Origin of the sequence: Sphingomonas sp. (assembly GCF_017304615.1) — a bacterium.
Classification (GTDB): Bacteria; Pseudomonadota; Alphaproteobacteria; order Sphingomonadales; family Sphingomonadaceae; genus Sphingomonas.
The window spans coordinates 490,799-507,831 of record NZ_JAFKLZ010000002.1 but is presented as its reverse complement, the minus strand read 5'-3'; the positions used below and the strand labels follow the sequence as shown (position 1 = coordinate 507,831).

13 protein-coding genes are annotated in these 17,033 nt (G+C 66.1%); 7 read left to right on the top strand and 6 right to left on the bottom strand.

Features of this window, described 5'->3' with window-relative positions; genetic code table 11:
- The 5 genes from J0J06_RS10695 (at window position 1) to J0J06_RS10675 (ending at window position 7,426) form a co-directional block, all read left to right on the top strand.
- Window positions 1–1,230 (top strand): TolC family protein, encoded by a 1,230-nt coding sequence (locus J0J06_RS10695; RefSeq protein ID WP_294041777.1) that lies wholly within the window; start codon window positions 1–3, stop codon window positions 1,228–1,230.
- Window positions 1,227–2,441, top strand: a complete 1,215-nt coding sequence (locus J0J06_RS10690; RefSeq protein WP_294041775.1) for an efflux RND transporter periplasmic adaptor subunit — start codon at window positions 1,227–1,229, stop codon at window positions 2,439–2,441. Before J0J06_RS10695 ends, J0J06_RS10690 begins: the two co-directional genes overlap by 4 nt.
- Window positions 2,438–5,551, top strand: coding sequence for an efflux RND transporter permease subunit (locus J0J06_RS10685; RefSeq protein ID WP_294041773.1), 3,114 nt, complete (start codon window positions 2,438–2,440; stop codon window positions 5,549–5,551). Before J0J06_RS10690 ends, J0J06_RS10685 begins: the two co-directional genes overlap by 4 nt.
- Window positions 5,552–6,076: 525 nt before the next feature.
- On the top strand, window positions 6,077–6,628 hold the full coding sequence (locus J0J06_RS10680; protein WP_294041771.1) for a hypothetical protein: 552 nt from the start codon (window positions 6,077–6,079) through the stop codon (window positions 6,626–6,628).
- A 279-nt stretch (window positions 6,629–6,907) separates the two neighbouring features.
- The gene (locus J0J06_RS10675; RefSeq protein ID WP_294041769.1) at window positions 6,908–7,426 is read left to right on the top strand and encodes a hypothetical protein; all 519 of its coding nucleotides are present in this window, start codon (window positions 6,908–6,910) and stop codon (window positions 7,424–7,426) included.
- 188 nt (window positions 7,427–7,614) lie between these two features.
- Here the strand turns inward: J0J06_RS10675 and J0J06_RS10670 are convergent, their stop codons facing one another.
- The 4 genes from J0J06_RS10670 to J0J06_RS10655 form a co-directional block, all read right to left on the bottom strand.
- Window positions 7,615–7,851, bottom strand: coding sequence for a hypothetical protein (locus J0J06_RS10670; protein WP_294041767.1), 237 nt, complete (start codon window positions 7,849–7,851; stop codon window positions 7,615–7,617).
- A 432-nt stretch (window positions 7,852–8,283) separates the two neighbouring features.
- The gene (locus tag J0J06_RS10665; RefSeq protein WP_294041765.1) at window positions 8,284–9,063 is read right to left on the bottom strand and encodes a sulfite exporter TauE/SafE family protein; all 780 of its coding nucleotides are present in this window, start codon (window positions 9,061–9,063) and stop codon (window positions 8,284–8,286) included.
- Between the two features lie 7 nt (window positions 9,064–9,070).
- Window positions 9,071–9,589: a rhodanese family protein gene (locus tag J0J06_RS10660; protein WP_294041764.1), complete on the bottom strand. Its 519-nt coding sequence runs from the start codon at window positions 9,587–9,589 to the stop codon at window positions 9,071–9,073.
- Between the two features lie 4 nt (window positions 9,590–9,593).
- Window positions 9,594–9,893, bottom strand: a complete 300-nt coding sequence (locus J0J06_RS10655; protein ID WP_294041762.1) for a metalloregulator ArsR/SmtB family transcription factor — start codon at window positions 9,891–9,893, stop codon at window positions 9,594–9,596.
- 91 nt (window positions 9,894–9,984) lie between these two features.
- Here J0J06_RS10655 and J0J06_RS10650 point away from each other — a divergent pair, with 91 nt between their 5' ends.
- Together J0J06_RS10650 and J0J06_RS10645 are read left to right on the top strand one after the other, a co-directional pair.
- On the top strand, window positions 9,985–10,866 hold the full coding sequence (locus tag J0J06_RS10650) for an MBL fold metallo-hydrolase (RefSeq protein WP_294041760.1): 882 nt from the start codon (window positions 9,985–9,987) through the stop codon (window positions 10,864–10,866).
- A 220-nt stretch (window positions 10,867–11,086) separates the two neighbouring features.
- Window positions 11,087–11,602, top strand: coding sequence for a DsbA family protein (locus J0J06_RS10645; RefSeq protein WP_294041758.1), 516 nt, complete (start codon window positions 11,087–11,089; stop codon window positions 11,600–11,602).
- 131 nt (window positions 11,603–11,733) lie between these two features.
- On the opposite strand, the gene gyrB is transcribed toward J0J06_RS10645, so the two are convergent.
- Together gyrB and J0J06_RS10635 are read right to left on the bottom strand one after the other, a co-directional pair.
- Window positions 11,734–14,241 carry a DNA topoisomerase (ATP-hydrolyzing) subunit B gene (gene gyrB / locus J0J06_RS10640; protein ID WP_294041757.1) on the bottom strand — a complete coding sequence of 836 codons (2,508 nt, stop codon included), beginning with the start codon at window positions 14,239–14,241 and terminating at the stop codon, window positions 11,734–11,736.
- 110 nt (window positions 14,242–14,351) lie between these two features.
- Window positions 14,352–16,925: a TonB-dependent receptor gene (locus J0J06_RS10635; RefSeq protein WP_294041755.1), complete on the bottom strand. Its 2,574-nt coding sequence runs from the start codon at window positions 16,923–16,925 to the stop codon at window positions 14,352–14,354.
- Between the last annotated feature and the right edge of the window lie 108 nt (window positions 16,926–17,033).

Here is a 17,033-nt window from a genome sequence, read left to right as displayed (position 1 = left end):
ATGAAGGCACTATGCATACTACTGCTCGGCGCGGCGCTACCCTCGGCAGCGCTGGCCGGTCCGTTGACGTTCGACGACGCGCTGGCCAAGGCGAAGGCGGGCGCGCCATCGGTGAAGGCCAAGGCGCTGAGCGCCGACGCGACGCGCTCCGCCCGGATCGCAGCCGGCCAGCTTCCCGATCCGAAGCTCGCGCTCGGGATCGACAGCTTCCCGATCTCGGGGCCGCTGGCGTTCCAACCCTCGCGCGACAATTTCACCTGGGCGAGGGTCGGGGTATCGCAGGACATCCCCAACCTCGCCAAGCGCCGGGCGCAGCGCGGCCGGGCCGACGCAGAAATCGCGGTCGCCGACGCCGGGACGCTCGTCGAGATCCGCACGGTTGAGGTGCAGACCGCGATCGCCTGGATCAACCTCGCCTATGCCGAACGCCGGCTCGTCGCGCTCGACGAGGTGCTCGCCAGGCTCGGCCGCATCGTGCGGACGACGCCCAGCGCGGTCGCTTCGGGCAACGCCCGTCCGGCGCAGACGCTTGCGGGGCGCGCCGCGCTCGCCCGGCTGCAGGACCGCCGCGACGAGCTCGTGTCGGCGGTCGCGCGCGCCAAGGCGGACCTCACGCGGTGGACCGGCGAAGCCGATCCCGAGATCGCCGGCGCGGTTCCAGACCTGACCGTCGATCCGGCAAGGCTCCGAGCGGGACTGGAGCGGCATCCCTCGCTCGCCCTGCTGACGGCGCAGGCCGGCCGGGCGGACGCCGACCTGCGGCTCGCGCAGGCCGACCGCCGGCCGGACCTCGGCGTCGACCTCTCCTACCAGCGCCGCGACCCCCGCTTCGGCGACTACGTATCGGCGGGCGTCACGATCGGCCTTCCGCTATTCAAGAAGCGACGGCAGGATCCACTGATCGCCGCACGCACAGCCGATGCCGGCAGCGCACGCGCCGACGCAGACGCCGCCCTACGGGCGCTGACTGCCGACCTCGAGGCCGGCCTCGCCGACCACGTCATGCACCACGACCAATGGATGCGCGCGCGAGACGTGCTCCAGCCGCTCGCGCAGGAGCGGGTGACGCTGGAACTGGCCAGCTATGCCGCAGGGCGTGCCAGCCTGGTCGACCTAGTCGACGCGCATAGCGCGCTCGCCGACGCGATCCTCGAGACGCTCGGCCGCGAGGCAACTGATGCCGCCGATGGCATCCGGCTCAACCTCCTGTTCGGGAATACCGACCGATGACCCTCAACTCGCTTCAGCGTTCGCAGCTTGCAGCCGCCTTCGCCGCCGTCGCGCTCGCGGCGGGCGCGGGCGGCTTCTATCTGGCGGGATCGAAGGACGCAGCGCCCGGTGCCAGCGTGCCGACGGCCCGCAAGCCGCTCTATTGGTATGACCCGATGGTTCCGGGGGAGCATTACGACAATCCGGATTCGCTCTCGTCGATGGGCATGAAGACGGTCCCGAAATACGCCGATAACAGCGGCGGTCCGGCCGCCGCTTCGGGTGTCAGGATCGATCCGTCGTCTATGCAGAGCCTCGGCATCCGGCTCGCGACCGCGACCAACGGCGCGCTGGCCGGCTCGCTCGAGGTCACCGGGTCGATCGACTTCAACCAGCGCGACGTCGCCGTCATCCAGGCGCGCGCCGCCGGTTTCATCCAGCGCGTCTATGGCCGCGCGCCCGGCGACGTTATCCGCGCGGGGGCGCCGATCGCCGACGTGCTGGTCCCCGAATGGGGCGGTGCGCAAGGCGAATACGCGGCGGTGGCGAAGACCGGGGATCCGGCGCTGATCGCGGCGGCGCGGCAGCGGCTCCGGCTGCTCGGCGCGCCCGGCGGCGCGACAAGCGGGCGCGGCATGACCACCATCCGCAGCCCGATCAGCGGGGTGATCACCACGCTCGACGCGCGTGCCGGCGTGACGCTCGCGGCCGGGCAGACGCTCGCCCAGGTCAACGGACTTGGCACCGTGTGGCTCAATGCCGCCGTGCCCGAAGTCCGCGCCGCCGATGTGCGCATCGGCCAGCCGGCAAACGCCGAGCTCGCAGGATTCCCCGGCGAGCGCTTCACCGGGCGCGTCATCGCCGTGCTGCCGACCGCGCAGGCCGACAGCCGGACGCTGACCGTGCGGATCGAACTCGCCAACCGCGACGGTCGGCTGCGTCCCGGCATGTTCGCGACCGTGCATCTCGGTGATACGTCCCGTTCTGCGCTGCTCGTGCCGAGCGAGGCGGTTATCCGCACCGGAAAGCGCACGCTCGTCATGCTCGCCGACGGCAAGGGAAAATTCCGGCCAGCCGAAGTGCGCATAGGCCGCGAGGCCGGCGGCCAGACCGAGATCCTCGCCGGGCTTTCAGCTGGCGAGAAGGTTGTCGCCTCGGGCCAGTTCCTGCTCGACAGCGAGGCGAGCCTGACCGGCATCGCGGCCCGTCCCATCGCAGGCGACGCCAAGTGATCGCCCGGATCATCGAGGCGTCGGTCCGGCTACGCATTCTCGTCCTGCTGGCAGCACTGACGCTCGTCGTCATCGGCGTCGGCGCGCTCCGCTCGACCCCGGTCGACGCGCTGCCCGACCTGTCCGACGTGCAGGTCATCATCCGCACGACCTATCCGGGGCAGGCGCCGCGCATCGTCGAGGACCAGGTCACCTATCCGATCGCCACCACCATGCTCTCGGTGCCGGGGGCCCGCGTTGTGCGCGGCTATTCGTTCGTCGGCGACAGCTTCGTCTATGTGCTGTTCGACGAGGGCACCGACCTCTATTGGGCGCGAAGCCGCGTGCTCGAATATCTGAGTCAGGTGCAGGGCCGGCTACCCGATGGGGCAAAGGCGTCGCTCGGTCCCGACGCGACCGGGGTGGGATGGATCTACGAATATGCCCTGGTCGACCGCAGCGGGCGTCACGACCTCGCCCAGCTGCGCAGCATCCAGGACTGGTTCCTGCGCTACGAGCTGAAGACGGTGCCGGGCGTCGCCGAGGTCGCCAGCATCGGCGGGATGGTCAAGCAGTATCAGGTCGTCCTCGATCCCCAGAAGCTCGCCTCCTACGGCATCACACATGAGGCGGTGATCGAGGCGCTGAAGCGCGGCAATCAGGAAAGCGGCGGCTCGGTGCTGGAGATGGCCGAGGCCGAATACATCGTCCGCTCGACCGGCTATCTCGCCTCGCTCGACGACTTTCGAGCGATCCCCTTGAAGACCGTTGGCGGCACGCCGGTGACGCTCGGCGACGTCGCGACGGTCCAGGTCGGACCCGACATGCGGCGCGGCGTCGCCGAACTGAACGGCGAGGGCGAGGTCGCCGGCGGCGTCATCGTTATGCGGCAGGGCAAGAACGCGCGCGAGATCATCGACGGTGTGCGGACGAGGCTCGCCGAACTCAAGAAAAGCCTGCCACCGGGCGTCGAGGTGGTGACGACCTACGACCGTTCCGGGCTGATCGACCGCGCGGTCGACAACCTCACCGGCAAGCTGATCGAGGAGTTCATCGTCGTCGCGCTCGTCTGCGCGCTGTTCCTGTGGCACGCGCGCTCGGCGCTGGTCGCGATCCTGACGCTGCCACTCGGTATCCTGGCGGCCTTCATCGCGATGCGCGTCCAGGGGCTGAACGCCAACATCCTGTCACTCGGCGGCATCGCGATCGCGATCGGCGCGATGGTCGATGCAGCGGTGGTGATGATCGAGAACGCGCACAAGCATCTGGAACATTGGACACGCGACCATCCGGACGAGACGCTGTCGCAGCTGGAACGCTGGCGCGTCATCACGGCCGCGGCGGTCGAGGTCGGGCCAGCGCTGTTCCTCTCGCTGCTGATCATCACCTTCTCGTTCGTGCCGATCTTCTCGCTGCAGGGTCAGGAAGGACGGCTGTTCGCGCCGCTCGCCTTCACCAAGACCTATGCGATGGGGGGCGCCGCGCTCCTGTCGATCACCCTGATCCCGGTGCTGATGGGATACCTGATCCGCGGACGCATCCCTTCGGAGGGCGCCAATCCGATCAACCGCGCGCTCACCCGCGTCTACCGCCCCGCACTCGACTGGGTGCTGGCGCGGCCAAAGCAGGCGCTGGTCATCGCCGGGCTGGTGTTCGCCACCAGCATCTGGCCGATCAGCCAGCTCGGCGGCGAGTTCATACCGCAGATGAACGAGGGCGACCTGCTCTACATGCCCTCGGCACTGCCGGGCATCTCGACCGCGAAGGCCGGACAGCTGCTGCAACTGACCGACCGAATGATCAAGACCGTGCCCGAGGTCGAGAGCGTGTTCGGCAAGGCCGGCCGCGCCGACACCGCGACCGATCCCGCGCCGCTCGAGATGTTCGAGACGACCATCCGGTTCAAGCCGAACGACCAGTGGCGGCCCGGAATGACCCAGGCGAAGCTGATCGACGAGCTCGATCGCGCGGTCAGGGTGCCGGGGCTCGCCAACTTCTGGATCCCCCCGATCCGCAACCGCATCGACATGCTGTCGACGGGCATCAAGAGTCCGATCGGCATTAAGGTCGCGGGCTCGAATCTGGCCGAGATCGACGCCACGGCGCGCGAGATCGAACAGGTCGCGAAGACGGTGCCCGGGGTGAGTTCGGCGCTCGCCGAGCGCCTCACCGGCGGGCGCTACATTGATGTCAACATCAACCGGGCGGCGGCGGCGCGCTACGGACTCAACATCGCCGACGTCCAGTCGGTTGTGTCGAGCGCGATCGGCGGCGAGACGGTCGGTCAGACGGTCGAGGGGCTCGCGCGCTATCCGATCAGCGTGCGCTACGCGCGAGAGCTCCGCGACAGCGTGGATGCCTTGCGCAACCTACCGGTCCTGACGCCGTCACTGCTGCAGGTCACGCTCGGCACGGTCGCCGACATCAGCGTCAGCGACGGCCCGCCGATGCTACGCACCGAGAACGGGCGACCTGTGACCTGGATTTACGTCGACGGTCGCGGCGCTCCGCTGACGACGATCGTCGGCAATCTCCAGCAGGCCATCGCCGCCAAGGTGAAGCTGCCGCCTGGCATCAGCGTCAGCTACACCGGCCAGTTCGAGTTCCTCCGACGCGCCATCGAACGTCTGAAGATCGTCGTGCCCGCGACGCTGCTGATCATCTTCCTGCTGCTCTACGCGACGTTCCGGCGGCTCGACGAGGCGGCACTCGTGATGGGCACGCTGCCGTTCGCGCTGACGGGAGGCGTCTGGCTGCTCTACCTGCTCGGCTACAACCAGTCGGTCGCGACTGGGGTCGGGTTCATCGCGCTTGCCGGGGTGTCGGCCGAGTTCGGAGTGGTGATGCTGATCTACCTGAAGCACGCACTCGCCGATCGCGGGCCGGCACCGGATGGCGATGAGGTCAAAGCGGCGGTCCGCGAAGGCGCGCTGCTGCGGGTGCGCCCCAAAGCGATGACGGTCGCGGTGATCCTCGCCGGACTCCTGCCGATCCTGGTTGGCACCGGCACGGGCTCGGAGGTGATGAGCCGCATTGCCGCACCGATGATCGGCGGCATGCTGACGGCGCCGCTGCTCTCGATGCTGGTCATTCCTGCGGCCTATCTGCTCATGCGTCGCCGCCAGCTTTAGGTCCTACGACGCCTGCGGCCGGGCGGATACCCTCTTCTCGCCGACGCTCCTCGCTTATGTGGTGGAGATAGAGCGCTGATCCTCCCCGGAGACGAGTCCCAGCTTCGCAGCCTTTGGCAGCTGTCCCTCCAGTTCATCGCGGGCATGATCTGTCGAACCGGCCAACGTCTCGCGAAGGGTCGGCGTGCGAAATACCCGCGCGCGCCTTCGTGCGCACGCACGATCTGCGGTGTCTATCCGTGAATCATTCGGCATTTCTTAGAGTGTTTCTGAAAAAAAATGGCGGGCGCGAGCGCCACGCAGGGTGCCCAAGCGCCTTTACGCAGGGGGGCGGCAGCGGCCGCCGTCGAACCGCGAAAGCGGTTTCAGCGATCCCATCAGGAGAGAGGAAAAGAGATGCAGCCCTGAGCCAGCCGCCCCAGCGACCTCACAATCGACAACTTAACATCCGTGCGCGCCGACCGCGCCAGCGACGAGATTTCCACATCACCACAGCGCCGACGCCTCCGCGCCGAAAGGACAATCATGAACACCGCATTCGACCTTAGAACCATGAACCACATGGTCACCGCGATCAGCCACGAGATGAGCACACCCACGCGCAAGCCGCGCCCGGAGTGCGATACGCTGTTCATAGGAGGTCCGGTCCCCAACGACCGAGACCAGCACGAACTCGCGCAGTTCGGCCTGCGCAAGAACTGGAAGATCGTCTACCCGTCGTTCGACGCGGCGAACCCTCTACGCGGTCCGGTGACCTATCACGTCGTCGTGACCGACGGACTCAACGAGACGATGGTCCTGCCGGACGGCCGCCTCTGGAAGAGGGACCGCCGCAGCCAGGCGGTCATCGTGTTCGCCAAGCTCGGCATCACGATCAAGGTAAGCTCGAAGGGCCGTCTCGTCGCCCGCGGGATGGCCGGACAATACCACGACCACGGCTACGACCTCGCCCTGGAGGCCGTGACGGCGCGGGCGGCGCGCGAGCCGGGCCACATCCCCGTCGTCTCCACCATCGGGATGCTCCCCGCGGTGCTCGACATCCACACGATTAACCAGGTGTTCGCGAACGCGGAGTGAGCGAAGGGAGGGTCCGTCACGCGGACCCTTCACCCTTTCTGCGCGCACGCGCGCGATTCACCAGAAGTTATTGAAGTGAATCAGCAGTTAGAGGGGAAAAGGTATTCAGCTTCGGGCAACCGCCCCAGCGGAGCTTACACACTCAAGCTCCTAAGATTCTCTTAACGCGGCGCCCGCAGGCGGCGCTTTTTCCCCTCATCAATTCAACCCGAAACAAAATCCGAGCCACCGAAAACCGCTCGCTGCACAGCCGCGCGCGTGCTCGCGAAAGGAGAGAACATGATCGCCACACTGCCACACGATCCCCGGATCGACAATCGCAACGCCCACATCTTCGCGGTCAAGGCAATGCTCGCGAAGCCGCCCCATCCAGCCGAAGACACCGAAAGCGTGATGTGGGTGGGCGCCAACCGCGCACCCGGCGACACCCAGGACCTGGTCCTCGGAGAGATGGCGGCATCCGTCTGCCGCGACGCGATCCTGCTTGTGTTCGACAACCTGCGTGGCAGCGACGCTCCGCGCGGCTTCACGGTGATAACGATCGGCGACCACCCCAAGATCTGGCCTGGCTGCCGCCTCTGGGCGCCAGTCAACGGCGGACCCGCGCTGCTCATCGCGAAGGATGGCTGCAGCTTTGGCTGGGACGGCAGGTTGCTCGTCCGGGGCGCCCGCCGGCCGCGGGCCGCCATCGACCGGGGACTTGCGCGGGCGCGTTCGATCCTGCACCGCGAAGTCCAGGCGGTGACTGCCGAGCAGGCCGGGATATACGTCCGTGTCGGGATCGGAGACGTCAGTTAAGAGCTCGTCTGAGCCTTTCCGGCAGGTTGTCCCAGTCAATCTCGTCCATCGGCACCCACCTCGCAGCCTCGACATAGAAGGCGATCGGATAGTCCGTCTCCAGCCGGTCGGACCTTCCAATTGGATGCATCGCGGAAGAATTGACGTTGCCCGCCGTCGATGACCACAGGGTCGGCGGTGCGTCGGCGCTAGAGCCTTCGCGTCACCAGGCGCTCGCCGAGGCAGAGCGAGCAGATGTCGCGGCGGCGCTCGAAACCGGCGCTCCCGGCGACTTCCCTAACCTTGATGTTCGCCGCCTGGGTGCTCCCCAAGCCGAGCCTCTCGGCCACGCACATGTCGCAGACCGGAGCCGGCGACAGGCGGGATATAAAGGCATGGACGCGGTCAATCACGACGACGACAAAGCAGATCGGTCCCTGCCGCACAAGGCGGCGGTCGATGTAGGGATGTGTCGTCGGACGCGTCCGGCGCCGCAAGCCCACAGGGCTGCGCACCTATCGACCAGGTGCCGATCGATCAGCCGCTTCCGCGGCTGGGCATCCCGACAGCCCACCGGCTCCAGCGGCGCGGCAAAAGGCGCTCAGCGGGGGCGGCCAACGCCCAGACGGACGTCGCGACAACGTTGCTCTTGCTGCTCTAGCAACTTGTCGATGCTTCGCCGACGCGCGGGACCCGTCATGTGCGGGTGGCTGGCATTGGGCGAGCAAATCAGCAATTCGGGGCCGCATGGCGAGCTTCTGGGGCAGTTCCGCCGACAGCCGCTGCCGGCAGGCTGGTGTAGAGACACTGGCAGTCGCAGTAGCAGACCCCACGAAACACACGGTGAACCACCGATGTCGGACATGACGCGCCTCGGATCAAAGTGACGCAGCTGTGACGTAGGTCCCCACCGCGATGACGACGCTGGCGAACGCGCGCTCAAGCATTCCCTTCCGCGAGCTGAGCAACCGGCCGAGCGACATGCCTGCTAGAGTTCCCGCCACTCCGCCGATGATCAGCAGCGACGTCATCGTCCAGTCCACAAAGCCCGACGCAGCATAAGAGGTCGCGGTGGTCAGCCCCAGGGCGGTGACGATCACGAGCGATGTTCCTACCGCATAGGACAGCGGCATGGACGTAGCGAGGATCAAGCCTGGGACGATCAGGAACCCTCCCCCGATGCCGAAGAAGCCAGCGGCAAACCCGACGCCAAAACCAATCGGCAGGAGCCGGGGCAGCAGCGTCGCGGCGCTGTCACGGGTCAGCCGAACGTCGGGCACATCGAGGGCGCGCCGCTTGCGCAGCATTGACAGCCCGACCCCGATCATCAGCAGACCAAAAAATACCAGTAGGCGCTTTCCATCGATCGACTTGCCGAGTTCCGCACCGAGGGCGGCACCGGCCACGCCCGAAAGCGCGAATACACCGGCGCATCGCCATTTCACACGGCCAGCCCGGGCGTGGCCGACCAGGCTAGCGAGCGCGTTTGCGGTCACCGCGACCGAAGCCGTGCCAATCGCGGCGTGCGGCGAGGCGACGCCGACCACATAGATTAAGAGTGGCACGGCCAGTATCGACCCGCCGCCGCCGACCAAGCCGAGAACGAGGCCGATTAGACAGCCCGACGCAAGCGCCGCGATGATGGTGATGACCGCCATGTCGGCCTCACGCAGCCGCGCGCCGGTTCCACGGCATCACCCGGAGCAGGCTGCCCATCCCGCACCAGCCGGTCACTCCGGAGAATACCAACCCGGCGCCAACAAACGCGGATAGTCCAAAGAACGGTGGCGCGACGAAAAGGCCCAGCAGCAGACCCGCTAGAACCAGTGAACCCGCCGTGATCTGCACCTGACGCATGATCTCGAGCGGCTGGGAGCGATCGGCGACCGTCGCGAACCCGGCGTCGCGCCACGCATCGATGCCGCCGTCGAGGATAAAGGTGGGCACATCGCCCACAGCTTCGTCGAGTAGAATTGCGTTGGCCGCTGTGCGCATCCCGGAGCGGCAATGGAATACTACCGTCCTCCCGTCGCGGGGTAGCGCGGAGATGCGTTCGAGCGGCAGGTTGATCGCACCGGGGATGCGCTCCCGCGCATGTTCGTCGGCACCGCGAATATCGACGAGGCGTGCGCCGGCATCGATCGCTGTGCGGGCCTCGGCGGGAGTGAGGGTTCTGATCGTCATCGCATCAATCCTTGCAGTAAAGCTGGTAAAGGGTGGCGAGGAGTGTTTCGACGCGAGGATCGGCAATCCGATACCAAAGCGTCTGACTTTGACGCCGGAAGCCGATAAGGCCCTCTTCGCGCATTCTCGCGAGATGCTGCGAACAGGCCGATTGAGACAGGCCGACCTCGCGGGCGAGGTCGCTGACGGTCATCTCGCCATGCTCCACTAGCTTGCACAGCAGCATCAGTCGGCGCGCGTTGCCGATCGCTTTCAGTGTGTCCGCGACCTCCCCCGCCTTCGCCTCGAAGGTCGCGAGGTCCATCGTCGGCGGCTTTAGCATCCAAGAAACTCCATAAGGCATTGCTTAAATAGCAATCGCTAATATATAGTCAAGGCATTCGCGGAGGACGATCATGACCCAGCCAGCTATCGAAGCCTTCTTCGACGAGCCCACCAACACGATAAGCTACCTCGTCGGCGATCCGGCCACCCGCGCCGCAGCCATTATCGACCCCGTGTTGGACTTCGATCTCGCCAGCGGCATAGCCGACACCCGATCGGCGGAACGGATCATCGCCTTTGCCCGAGAGCATGACTGGCGGATCGAGATGGTGCTGGAGACGCATGCTCACGCGGATCATCTGTCGGCAGCGCCGTTCATCAAGGCGCATACCGGGGCTTGGATCGGCATCGGCGCGCATATCCGCGACGTCCAGCGTCTCTTTCGCCCGGTTTTCGCGATGACAGACTTAAACACCGATGGATCCGACTTCGACCGCCTATTCGACGACGGCGAGCGCTTCGCGATTGGCGGCTTGGAAGTCGAAGCGCTGCACGTTCCTGGCCACACACCGGCGGACCTCGCCTATTTAATCGGACACTCTGCGTTCGTCGGTGATACGTTGTTCATGCCAGACTACGGCACCGCGCGCGCCGACTTCCCCGGAGGCGATGCGCGCACGCTGTATCGTTCGATCCGTCGCCTGCTATCGCTTCCAGACCAGACGAGGCTGTTCCTATGTCACGACTACAAGGCGCCGGGGCGTGACGAATATCGCTGGGAGACGACTGTGGGAGAGCAGCGTCGTTCGAGCGTGCACGTCCATGACGGCGTCACTGAAGATGAGTTCGTGGCCATGCGCGAGCGTCGCGATGCCGGACTGTCCGTTCCGAAATTATTGCTGCCATCGATCCAGGTGAATATCCGGGCTGGCCACTTCGCCGAGGCGGAGGCGAATGGCGTCGCATACCTGCGAATACCGGTGAAATGGAGAGGGCCGAAAAGCGAAATGTGAGTGGGGCTATCTCTACCACACTGGGTTCGTCAGACATGGTCGTGACTAGCGCGGGCTTGCGACAGAAGCTAGAAAAGGCATGCATCTGAAAAGGTCGATAACGCGCAAGGAGTTCGCCCAACTACTGGTCGTTGTCCTGGTTGGGTGGTTCATTGGCGCGCTGCTGAGAGACGTTGCCCCGGTGGGTCGCGATGTCGGCGCAAATCCGATAGCGCGCGCGATGCTTGAGGACGAAGTCTCGCCCTCTTGGACGGTCGGCGCGCCAACGCTCTCCGTAGTGGTGTTCACAGACTATCAGTGTCCCGCATGCAAGCTGGCGAGCCCGGCGTTTCATGCGGCCGTCGCACGGGATGGCCACACGCGCGTAATATATCGCGATTGGCCGATCTTCGGCCTACGGTCGGAACGCGCTGCCCGTGTCGCCATCGCTGCCGCCCGCCAAGGCATCTACCCCGCGCTACATGACCGGCTCATGGCGGAACGGCGCGTTATCGACGAAATGGTGCTGCGCGAAGACTTGGAGGCAGCCGGCGGCAATTGGGCGATGACGCAGCGTGATCTTCGGGCGCATGCGAACGATATCGACGCACAACTGGAGCGGAACAGCCGGGATGCCGCGTCGTTGAAGGTCGCTGGGACGCCGGCTTACCTGATAGGCCCGCTGCTCGTCACCGGCGCACTCGACGAATCCGGGTTTACCAAGGCCATCGTCGCCGCGCGCGCCCAAGTCCGATAGTGTCGCCAACAAGCGTCGTGCCAAAATGTCGGAGACGAGCGTCCCAGTGGGACCCGCCAGCTTAATCGAGTCCAACAACAGTCTAATTGAGGCCAAGGGGAGCCTATTTGGGTCCGTTAAGAACAGTCAGATCACACATCCAGGTTCGCGACGCTCAGCGCATTTTCCTGGATGAATTCGCGGCGCGGCTCGACGACGTCGCCCATCAGGCGGGTGAAGATGTCGTCCGCCAGGTCGGCCTGGTCGATCGCCACGCGCAGCATCGACCGGTTGGTCGGATCGAGCGTGGTTTCCCAGAGCTGTTCGGCGTTCATTTCGCCCAGCCCCTTGTAGCGCTGGATCGCGAGGCCCTTGCGCCCCGCCGCCAGCACCGCGTCGAGCAGTTGCGACGGGCGTGCAACCAGCATCTCGCCCTTGCCGATGATGAGCGCCTCTTCCTCGGGCTCCTCGCCCTCGACATCCGCCGATTCGGTCGCGGCTTCCTCGACGGCGGTCGTTCCCTTGATCGACACGAGCTTGCGCGCGCCGACGTAAAGCTCGGCTTCCTCGGCGGCGAGACCGTGAAGCTTGCGCGCCTCCGCCGAAGTAACGAACGCCGCCTCGACGATGTGGTGGTCGGTGACGCCGCGCCACAGCCGCTCGAAATGGAAGCCGCCCCCAAGACCATTAGATTCCTCGATCATGCGCGCGGTCCAGCGCGCCTCGGGGTCGCCCTGATCGAGCCGCCGCGTGACTTCCGCCAGCCGCGAAGCGCGGTCCCCGCTCGTGATATCGGGATCGAGCGCCCCGCCCAGCGCCAGCGTCTCGATTATTACGGGGTCGTAACGACGTGGCACGTATCGCATCAGCGTGCGCATGCGCCGGGCGTGTTCGACGAGCTTGAACAACGGCTCGCCCGATCCGATCCCGTCCAGCGAGGTCGATTGCGTGCCGTTGCGCACCAGATAATCGTCCAGCGCGCTTTCGTCCTTCAGATATTCGACCGCCTTGCCGCGCGTCGCCTTGTACAACGGTGGCTGCGCAATCAGCAGGTGCCCGGCCTCGATCAGTTCGGGCATCTGGCGGTAGAAGAAGGTCAGCAGCAGCGTGCGGATATGCGCGCCGTCGACATCGGCGTCAGTCATGATGACGATCTTGTGGTAGCGCAGCTTTTCCAGGTTGAACTCGTCGCGTCCGATGCCGGTGCCCATCGCCTGGATCAGCGAGATGATTTCCTTCGACGACAGCATGCGGTCGGTGCGCGCGCGTTCGACGTTCAGGATCTTGCCGCGGATCGGCAGGATCGCCTGATATTCGCTGTTGCGGCCCGACTTGGCGGAGCCGCCGGCGGAGTCGCCTTCCACGATGAACAGTTCGGATTTGGCCGGGTCGCGTTCGCGGCAATCGTGCAGCTTGCCGGGCAAGCCGCTGACCCCCATCACCGACTTGCGGCTGGCATCGCGGGCCTTGCGCGCGGCCTCGCGCGCGGCGGCGGCGTCGATCACCTTCTGGACGATCGCGCGCGCGTTCTGCGGGTTTTCCTCCAACCATTCGGCGATCTTGTCGGCGAGCAGGCTTTCGAGCGGCTGGCGCACTTCGGACGAAACCAGCTTGTCCTTGGTCTGCGAGCTGAACTTGGGGTCGGGCAATTTGACCGACACGATCGCGGTCAGCCCTTCGCGCATGTCGTCGCCGGTCAGGCTGACCTTTTCCTTCTTCAGCAGCCCTGACTTGTCGGCATAGGCGTTGAGCGTGCGCGTCAGCGCCGACCGGAACGCCGCCAGGTGCGTGCCGCCATCACGCTGCGGGATGTTGTTGGTGAAGCAGAGGACGTTTTCGTAATAGCTGTCGTTCCACTCGAGCGCGACGTCGATGCCGATATCGTCTCGCTGTCCGTTCACCGAAATCGGCTCCGGGAACAGCGGCGTCTTGGTGCGGTCGAGCCACTTCACGAACGCCGCGATCCCGCCTTCGTAATAGAGTTCGACGGTCTTCGGCTCCTCATGCCGCGCGTCGGTCAGGAACAGCCGCACGCCCGAATTGAGGAAGGCGAGTTCACGGTAACGATGCTCGAGCTTTTCGAAGTCGAACTCGGTGATCTTGAACGTCGCGGGACTCGGCAGGAAGGTCACGCGCGTGCCCTTCTTGCCCTCTGCGGGGCCGACGACCTTGAGCGGAGCGACCGCGTCGCCATGGGCGAAGCGCATGTAATGCTCCTCGCCGTCGCGCCAGATCGTCAGGTCGAGCCATTCGCTGAGCGCGTTGACCACCGACACGCCGACGCCATGCAAGCCGCCCGATACCTTGTAGGCGTTGTCGTCGGACGTGTTCTCGAACTTACCGCCGGCGTGGAGCTGAGTCATGATGACCTCGGCCGCGCTGACGCCTTCCTCGGCATGGATACCGGTCGGGATGCCGCGGCCATTGTCGGTCACGCTGACCGATCCGTCCGGGTTCAGCGCGATGTCGATGCGGTCGCAATGCCCGGCCAGCGCCTCGTCGATCGCGTTGTCGCTGACCTCGAACACCATGTGGTGCAGGCCCGATCCGTCGTCCGTGTCGCCGATATACATGCCAGGGCGCTTGCGGACGGCGTCGAGGCCTTTCAGCACCTTGATGGAATCGGCGCCGTATTCGTTCTTGTTGGGGTCTTCGCTCATGCCAAGCATATAGGGATGAGGGGGGCAATAAGGAAGCGAAATGGGTGCTTTCGGCCCAGCAAAACGCCGCCGGGATCGCCCCGGCGGCGTCTGGTTTTTCGCTGGTCAGGTCAGAACAGCAATTTGCGGATTCCGATCCTGATCGTGCGGCCCAGCGGGTCGAGATAATCGGGCTGGTAACTGACCGGCGTGTCGCCCGCCGCGTCGCGCACGCGCTGACGCGAATTGAACACATTGTCGACGCTGACCACGAACCGCGTGCCGATCAGCCATTTGTGCTTGGCGATCAGATCGGGCCGTGTCGTCGGATCGAAGAACAGCCGCAGATTGGCGGTCGCCAGGCTCGAGAAATCAAGCGTCGTCGGTGTGGCGGCGGTGCCGCCGATCACGCGCGTCCCGCTTTGCCAGTTGACCGAGACGCGCGCGCCGAGGCCGTTGTTCGAATAGCCCGCCTGCGCTTCAAGTTCGTGGCGCGACTGGCCGCCCGATCCGATCGCCCCGCCGTTGAGCAGGTCGATCGACGGTACGCCCGGCGCGATGTCGACGCGGTCGACGAAGTGCCAGGTGTGGTAGAAGGCGAAGTTGATCCGCCCGCCGCCGCCGCCCGGGCCGCCACCGAATCGTCCGCCACCGCCACCGCCGCCACCGCGGAACCCGCCGCCTCCACCGCCCGGCCCACCGGGGCCACCGGGACTACCGGCGGCGTTGGGCGGCGGAGGAGAGCCGTCAGCCGGGGGCGGTGGCGGGTTGGTCTGTCCGCCCTGGCCGCCCTGGCCGCGGTTTCCACCCCCGAACCCCTGCGCCAGCGTCCCGCCGAACACGCTCGGCTGGTTGGCCAGGCTGCGCAGTCCGGCGAGCGCGGGCCGCGGGTCCGGTCCGGTGCCCGCGCGGAACGCCTCGATCTGCTTCTGCAGTTTCGACTTGAGCGGCTTCGAGAAGTTGATGCCCCAGCGCAGTTCGGAGCTTTCCGTGCGCGCGAAATTGACTGGGCGCGCGTCGATCGCGGTCAGATTGCCGAACGCATCGCGCGTGAAGCGGCTCGGGAAAGCCGCCTCGATCGCGGCGGTCGCCGCAGGGAAGCTCGCGCTGGCGTTGCGCACCGACGTGTTCACGTAATTGGCGGTCAGCGTCAGGTCGGTCTTGTCGAGCGGCTTGATCGTCACGCCCAGCTTGAAGCTGTGCTTGGTGTCGGCGACCAGGAGCGGGTTGCCGCCCGAGGTGCGCGACACGGTAACCGTCTGGCCGGTGACATAGTCGAAGATGCGCACGTTCGGCGTCACGATCACCGGATCGCCGAGCTGGTTCGCCGTCGGCGCCTCGTCCTGGTCGATCATCGATGCGATGACGCGCACTTGCTTGATCGGCGCCCAGTTGACGCCGTAGCCGATCGTCTTGAGCGTGCTGAAGTCCGACACGCTGTCGAGCGCGAAATTGCCGTTGATCGACAAGTCGCCGAGGAACGCCAGCACGTCCTTCGACTTGCTCGCGATCGGCACGTCGACGTTGATCTGGCCGTTGGCGACGTTGCGCGTGATACTGCCGCGCTGGGTGATGCCGAACCGCTGCGAGCGGCTGTCGAGTTGCGACAGCGACCCGCCGACGCGGATCGCGGTCGACACGTCGCCCGCCGGCAGCTTGAACAGCTTGCCGTTGACCAGCGCGTTGACGTTGCCGGTGTTCGACGTCGAAAAACCGCGATTGGCGGCCGGCACGCCCGGCGTATCGACCCCGGCGTCGGTGAAGGTCTGGCTGTCGACGCGGTCGTAATTGCTGGTCAGGTTCCAGCGCCAGTTGCCGCCGAAATCGCCGTTCGCGGTGCCGCCCAGGTGATAGGTCATCGACGTGTTGCGCTGGCCGATCACGAACCCCGACGAAGGGTTGCCGGGAGCGAAACCCTGCAGGCCGTTCGATTCGCTGTAGGCGACGGTGCCGTTGAGCGTCGTCGACACCTTGCCGATCGGCCGCGCATAGACGGTGCCGAAGTCGAGTGAGCGCGTGAACGGCAGGAGCGAGCGGTACGCCCGGTCATCCAGCGTGTTGCCGGCGATCGGCGCGATGTCGCGTTCGCTTTCGAGCAGCACGGACGACTGCGTATAGCCGGTGTGAAAGCTCAGCCGCGTGTCGCGGTTGATGTCGAGAATGTCGAGCTTCGCGCCCGGCGTGTTGCGCCCGCCGTCGGTCGCCAGCTGATCGCCCAATTCGGTGGTGATCGCGCGGAAGCGGCGGCGCAGGACGAAGTTCACCACCTTCTGGTCGGCGCGATAGCCATATTTGAGCGCGACTTCCTCGGGCAGGATATCGACGCGCGCGATCGCCTCGGTCGGCAAGTCGCGGATTTCGGCGAAGCTGGAGATGCGGCGGCCGTTGAGCAGCACGACCGGCATGCCGCCACGCCCGCTGGTGGTCTGCGGCGCGAGTTCGGTGAGCAGGTCGGCGACGCTGCTGACACCGTAGGAGCGGATGTCGGCCGGGCCGAGCTGCTGGTCGGGCGGAATGTCGCCGATCACCGACCCGGGCAGGTTGCGCGTGCCGGTGACGATGATGTCGGGCTCGTCGCTCATCGACCCCTCGTCGGGCTGCGGCGCGGGGGCGGGAGTGGGCGCCGGCGCGGGCTGGGTCTGCGCGTGAAGCGCGGTGGGCGCGATGCCGCTGAGCAACAGGGCAATGGAAAACGATCGACGCATTGTTGTGTTGGTTTCCGCTGATGGGGATGCGATCCCCCTAAAGTCCAAATGTCGCAAAAATGTGCCCGTTCTGGCCGATTTGGTGGGCGAAATGCCACACCGATACCG

Bases quoted from the DNA above. Each gene is read 5' to 3' on its own strand.
- J0J06_RS10665 (WP_294041765.1), bottom strand. From the start codon at position 9,063: ATGGCGGTCATCACCATCATCGCGGCGCTTGCGTCGGGCTGTCTAATC.
- J0J06_RS10635 (WP_294041755.1), bottom strand. From the start codon at position 16,925: ATGCGTCGATCGTTTTCCATTGCCCTGTTGCTCAGCGGCATCGCGCCC.
- J0J06_RS10645 (WP_294041758.1), top strand. From the start codon at position 11,087: ATGCTTGAGGACGAAGTCTCGCCCTCTTGGACGGTCGGCGCGCCAACG.
- J0J06_RS10660 (WP_294041764.1), bottom strand. From the start codon at position 9,589: ATGACGATCAGAACCCTCACTCCCGCCGAGGCCCGCACAGCGATCGAT.
- gyrB (WP_294041757.1), bottom strand. From the start codon at position 14,241: ATGAGCGAAGACCCCAACAAGAACGAATACGGCGCCGATTCCATCAAG.
- J0J06_RS10650 (WP_294041760.1), top strand. From the start codon at position 9,985: ATGACCCAGCCAGCTATCGAAGCCTTCTTCGACGAGCCCACCAACACG.
- J0J06_RS10675 (WP_294041769.1), top strand. From the start codon at position 6,908: ATGATCGCCACACTGCCACACGATCCCCGGATCGACAATCGCAACGCC.
- J0J06_RS10680 (WP_294041771.1), top strand. From the start codon at position 6,077: ATGAACACCGCATTCGACCTTAGAACCATGAACCACATGGTCACCGCG.
- J0J06_RS10695 (WP_294041777.1), top strand. From the start codon at position 1: ATGAAGGCACTATGCATACTACTGCTCGGCGCGGCGCTACCCTCGGCA.
- J0J06_RS10690 (WP_294041775.1), top strand. From the start codon at position 1,227: ATGACCCTCAACTCGCTTCAGCGTTCGCAGCTTGCAGCCGCCTTCGCC.
- J0J06_RS10655 (WP_294041762.1), bottom strand. From the start codon at position 9,893: ATGGACCTCGCGACCTTCGAGGCGAAGGCGGGGGAGGTCGCGGACACA.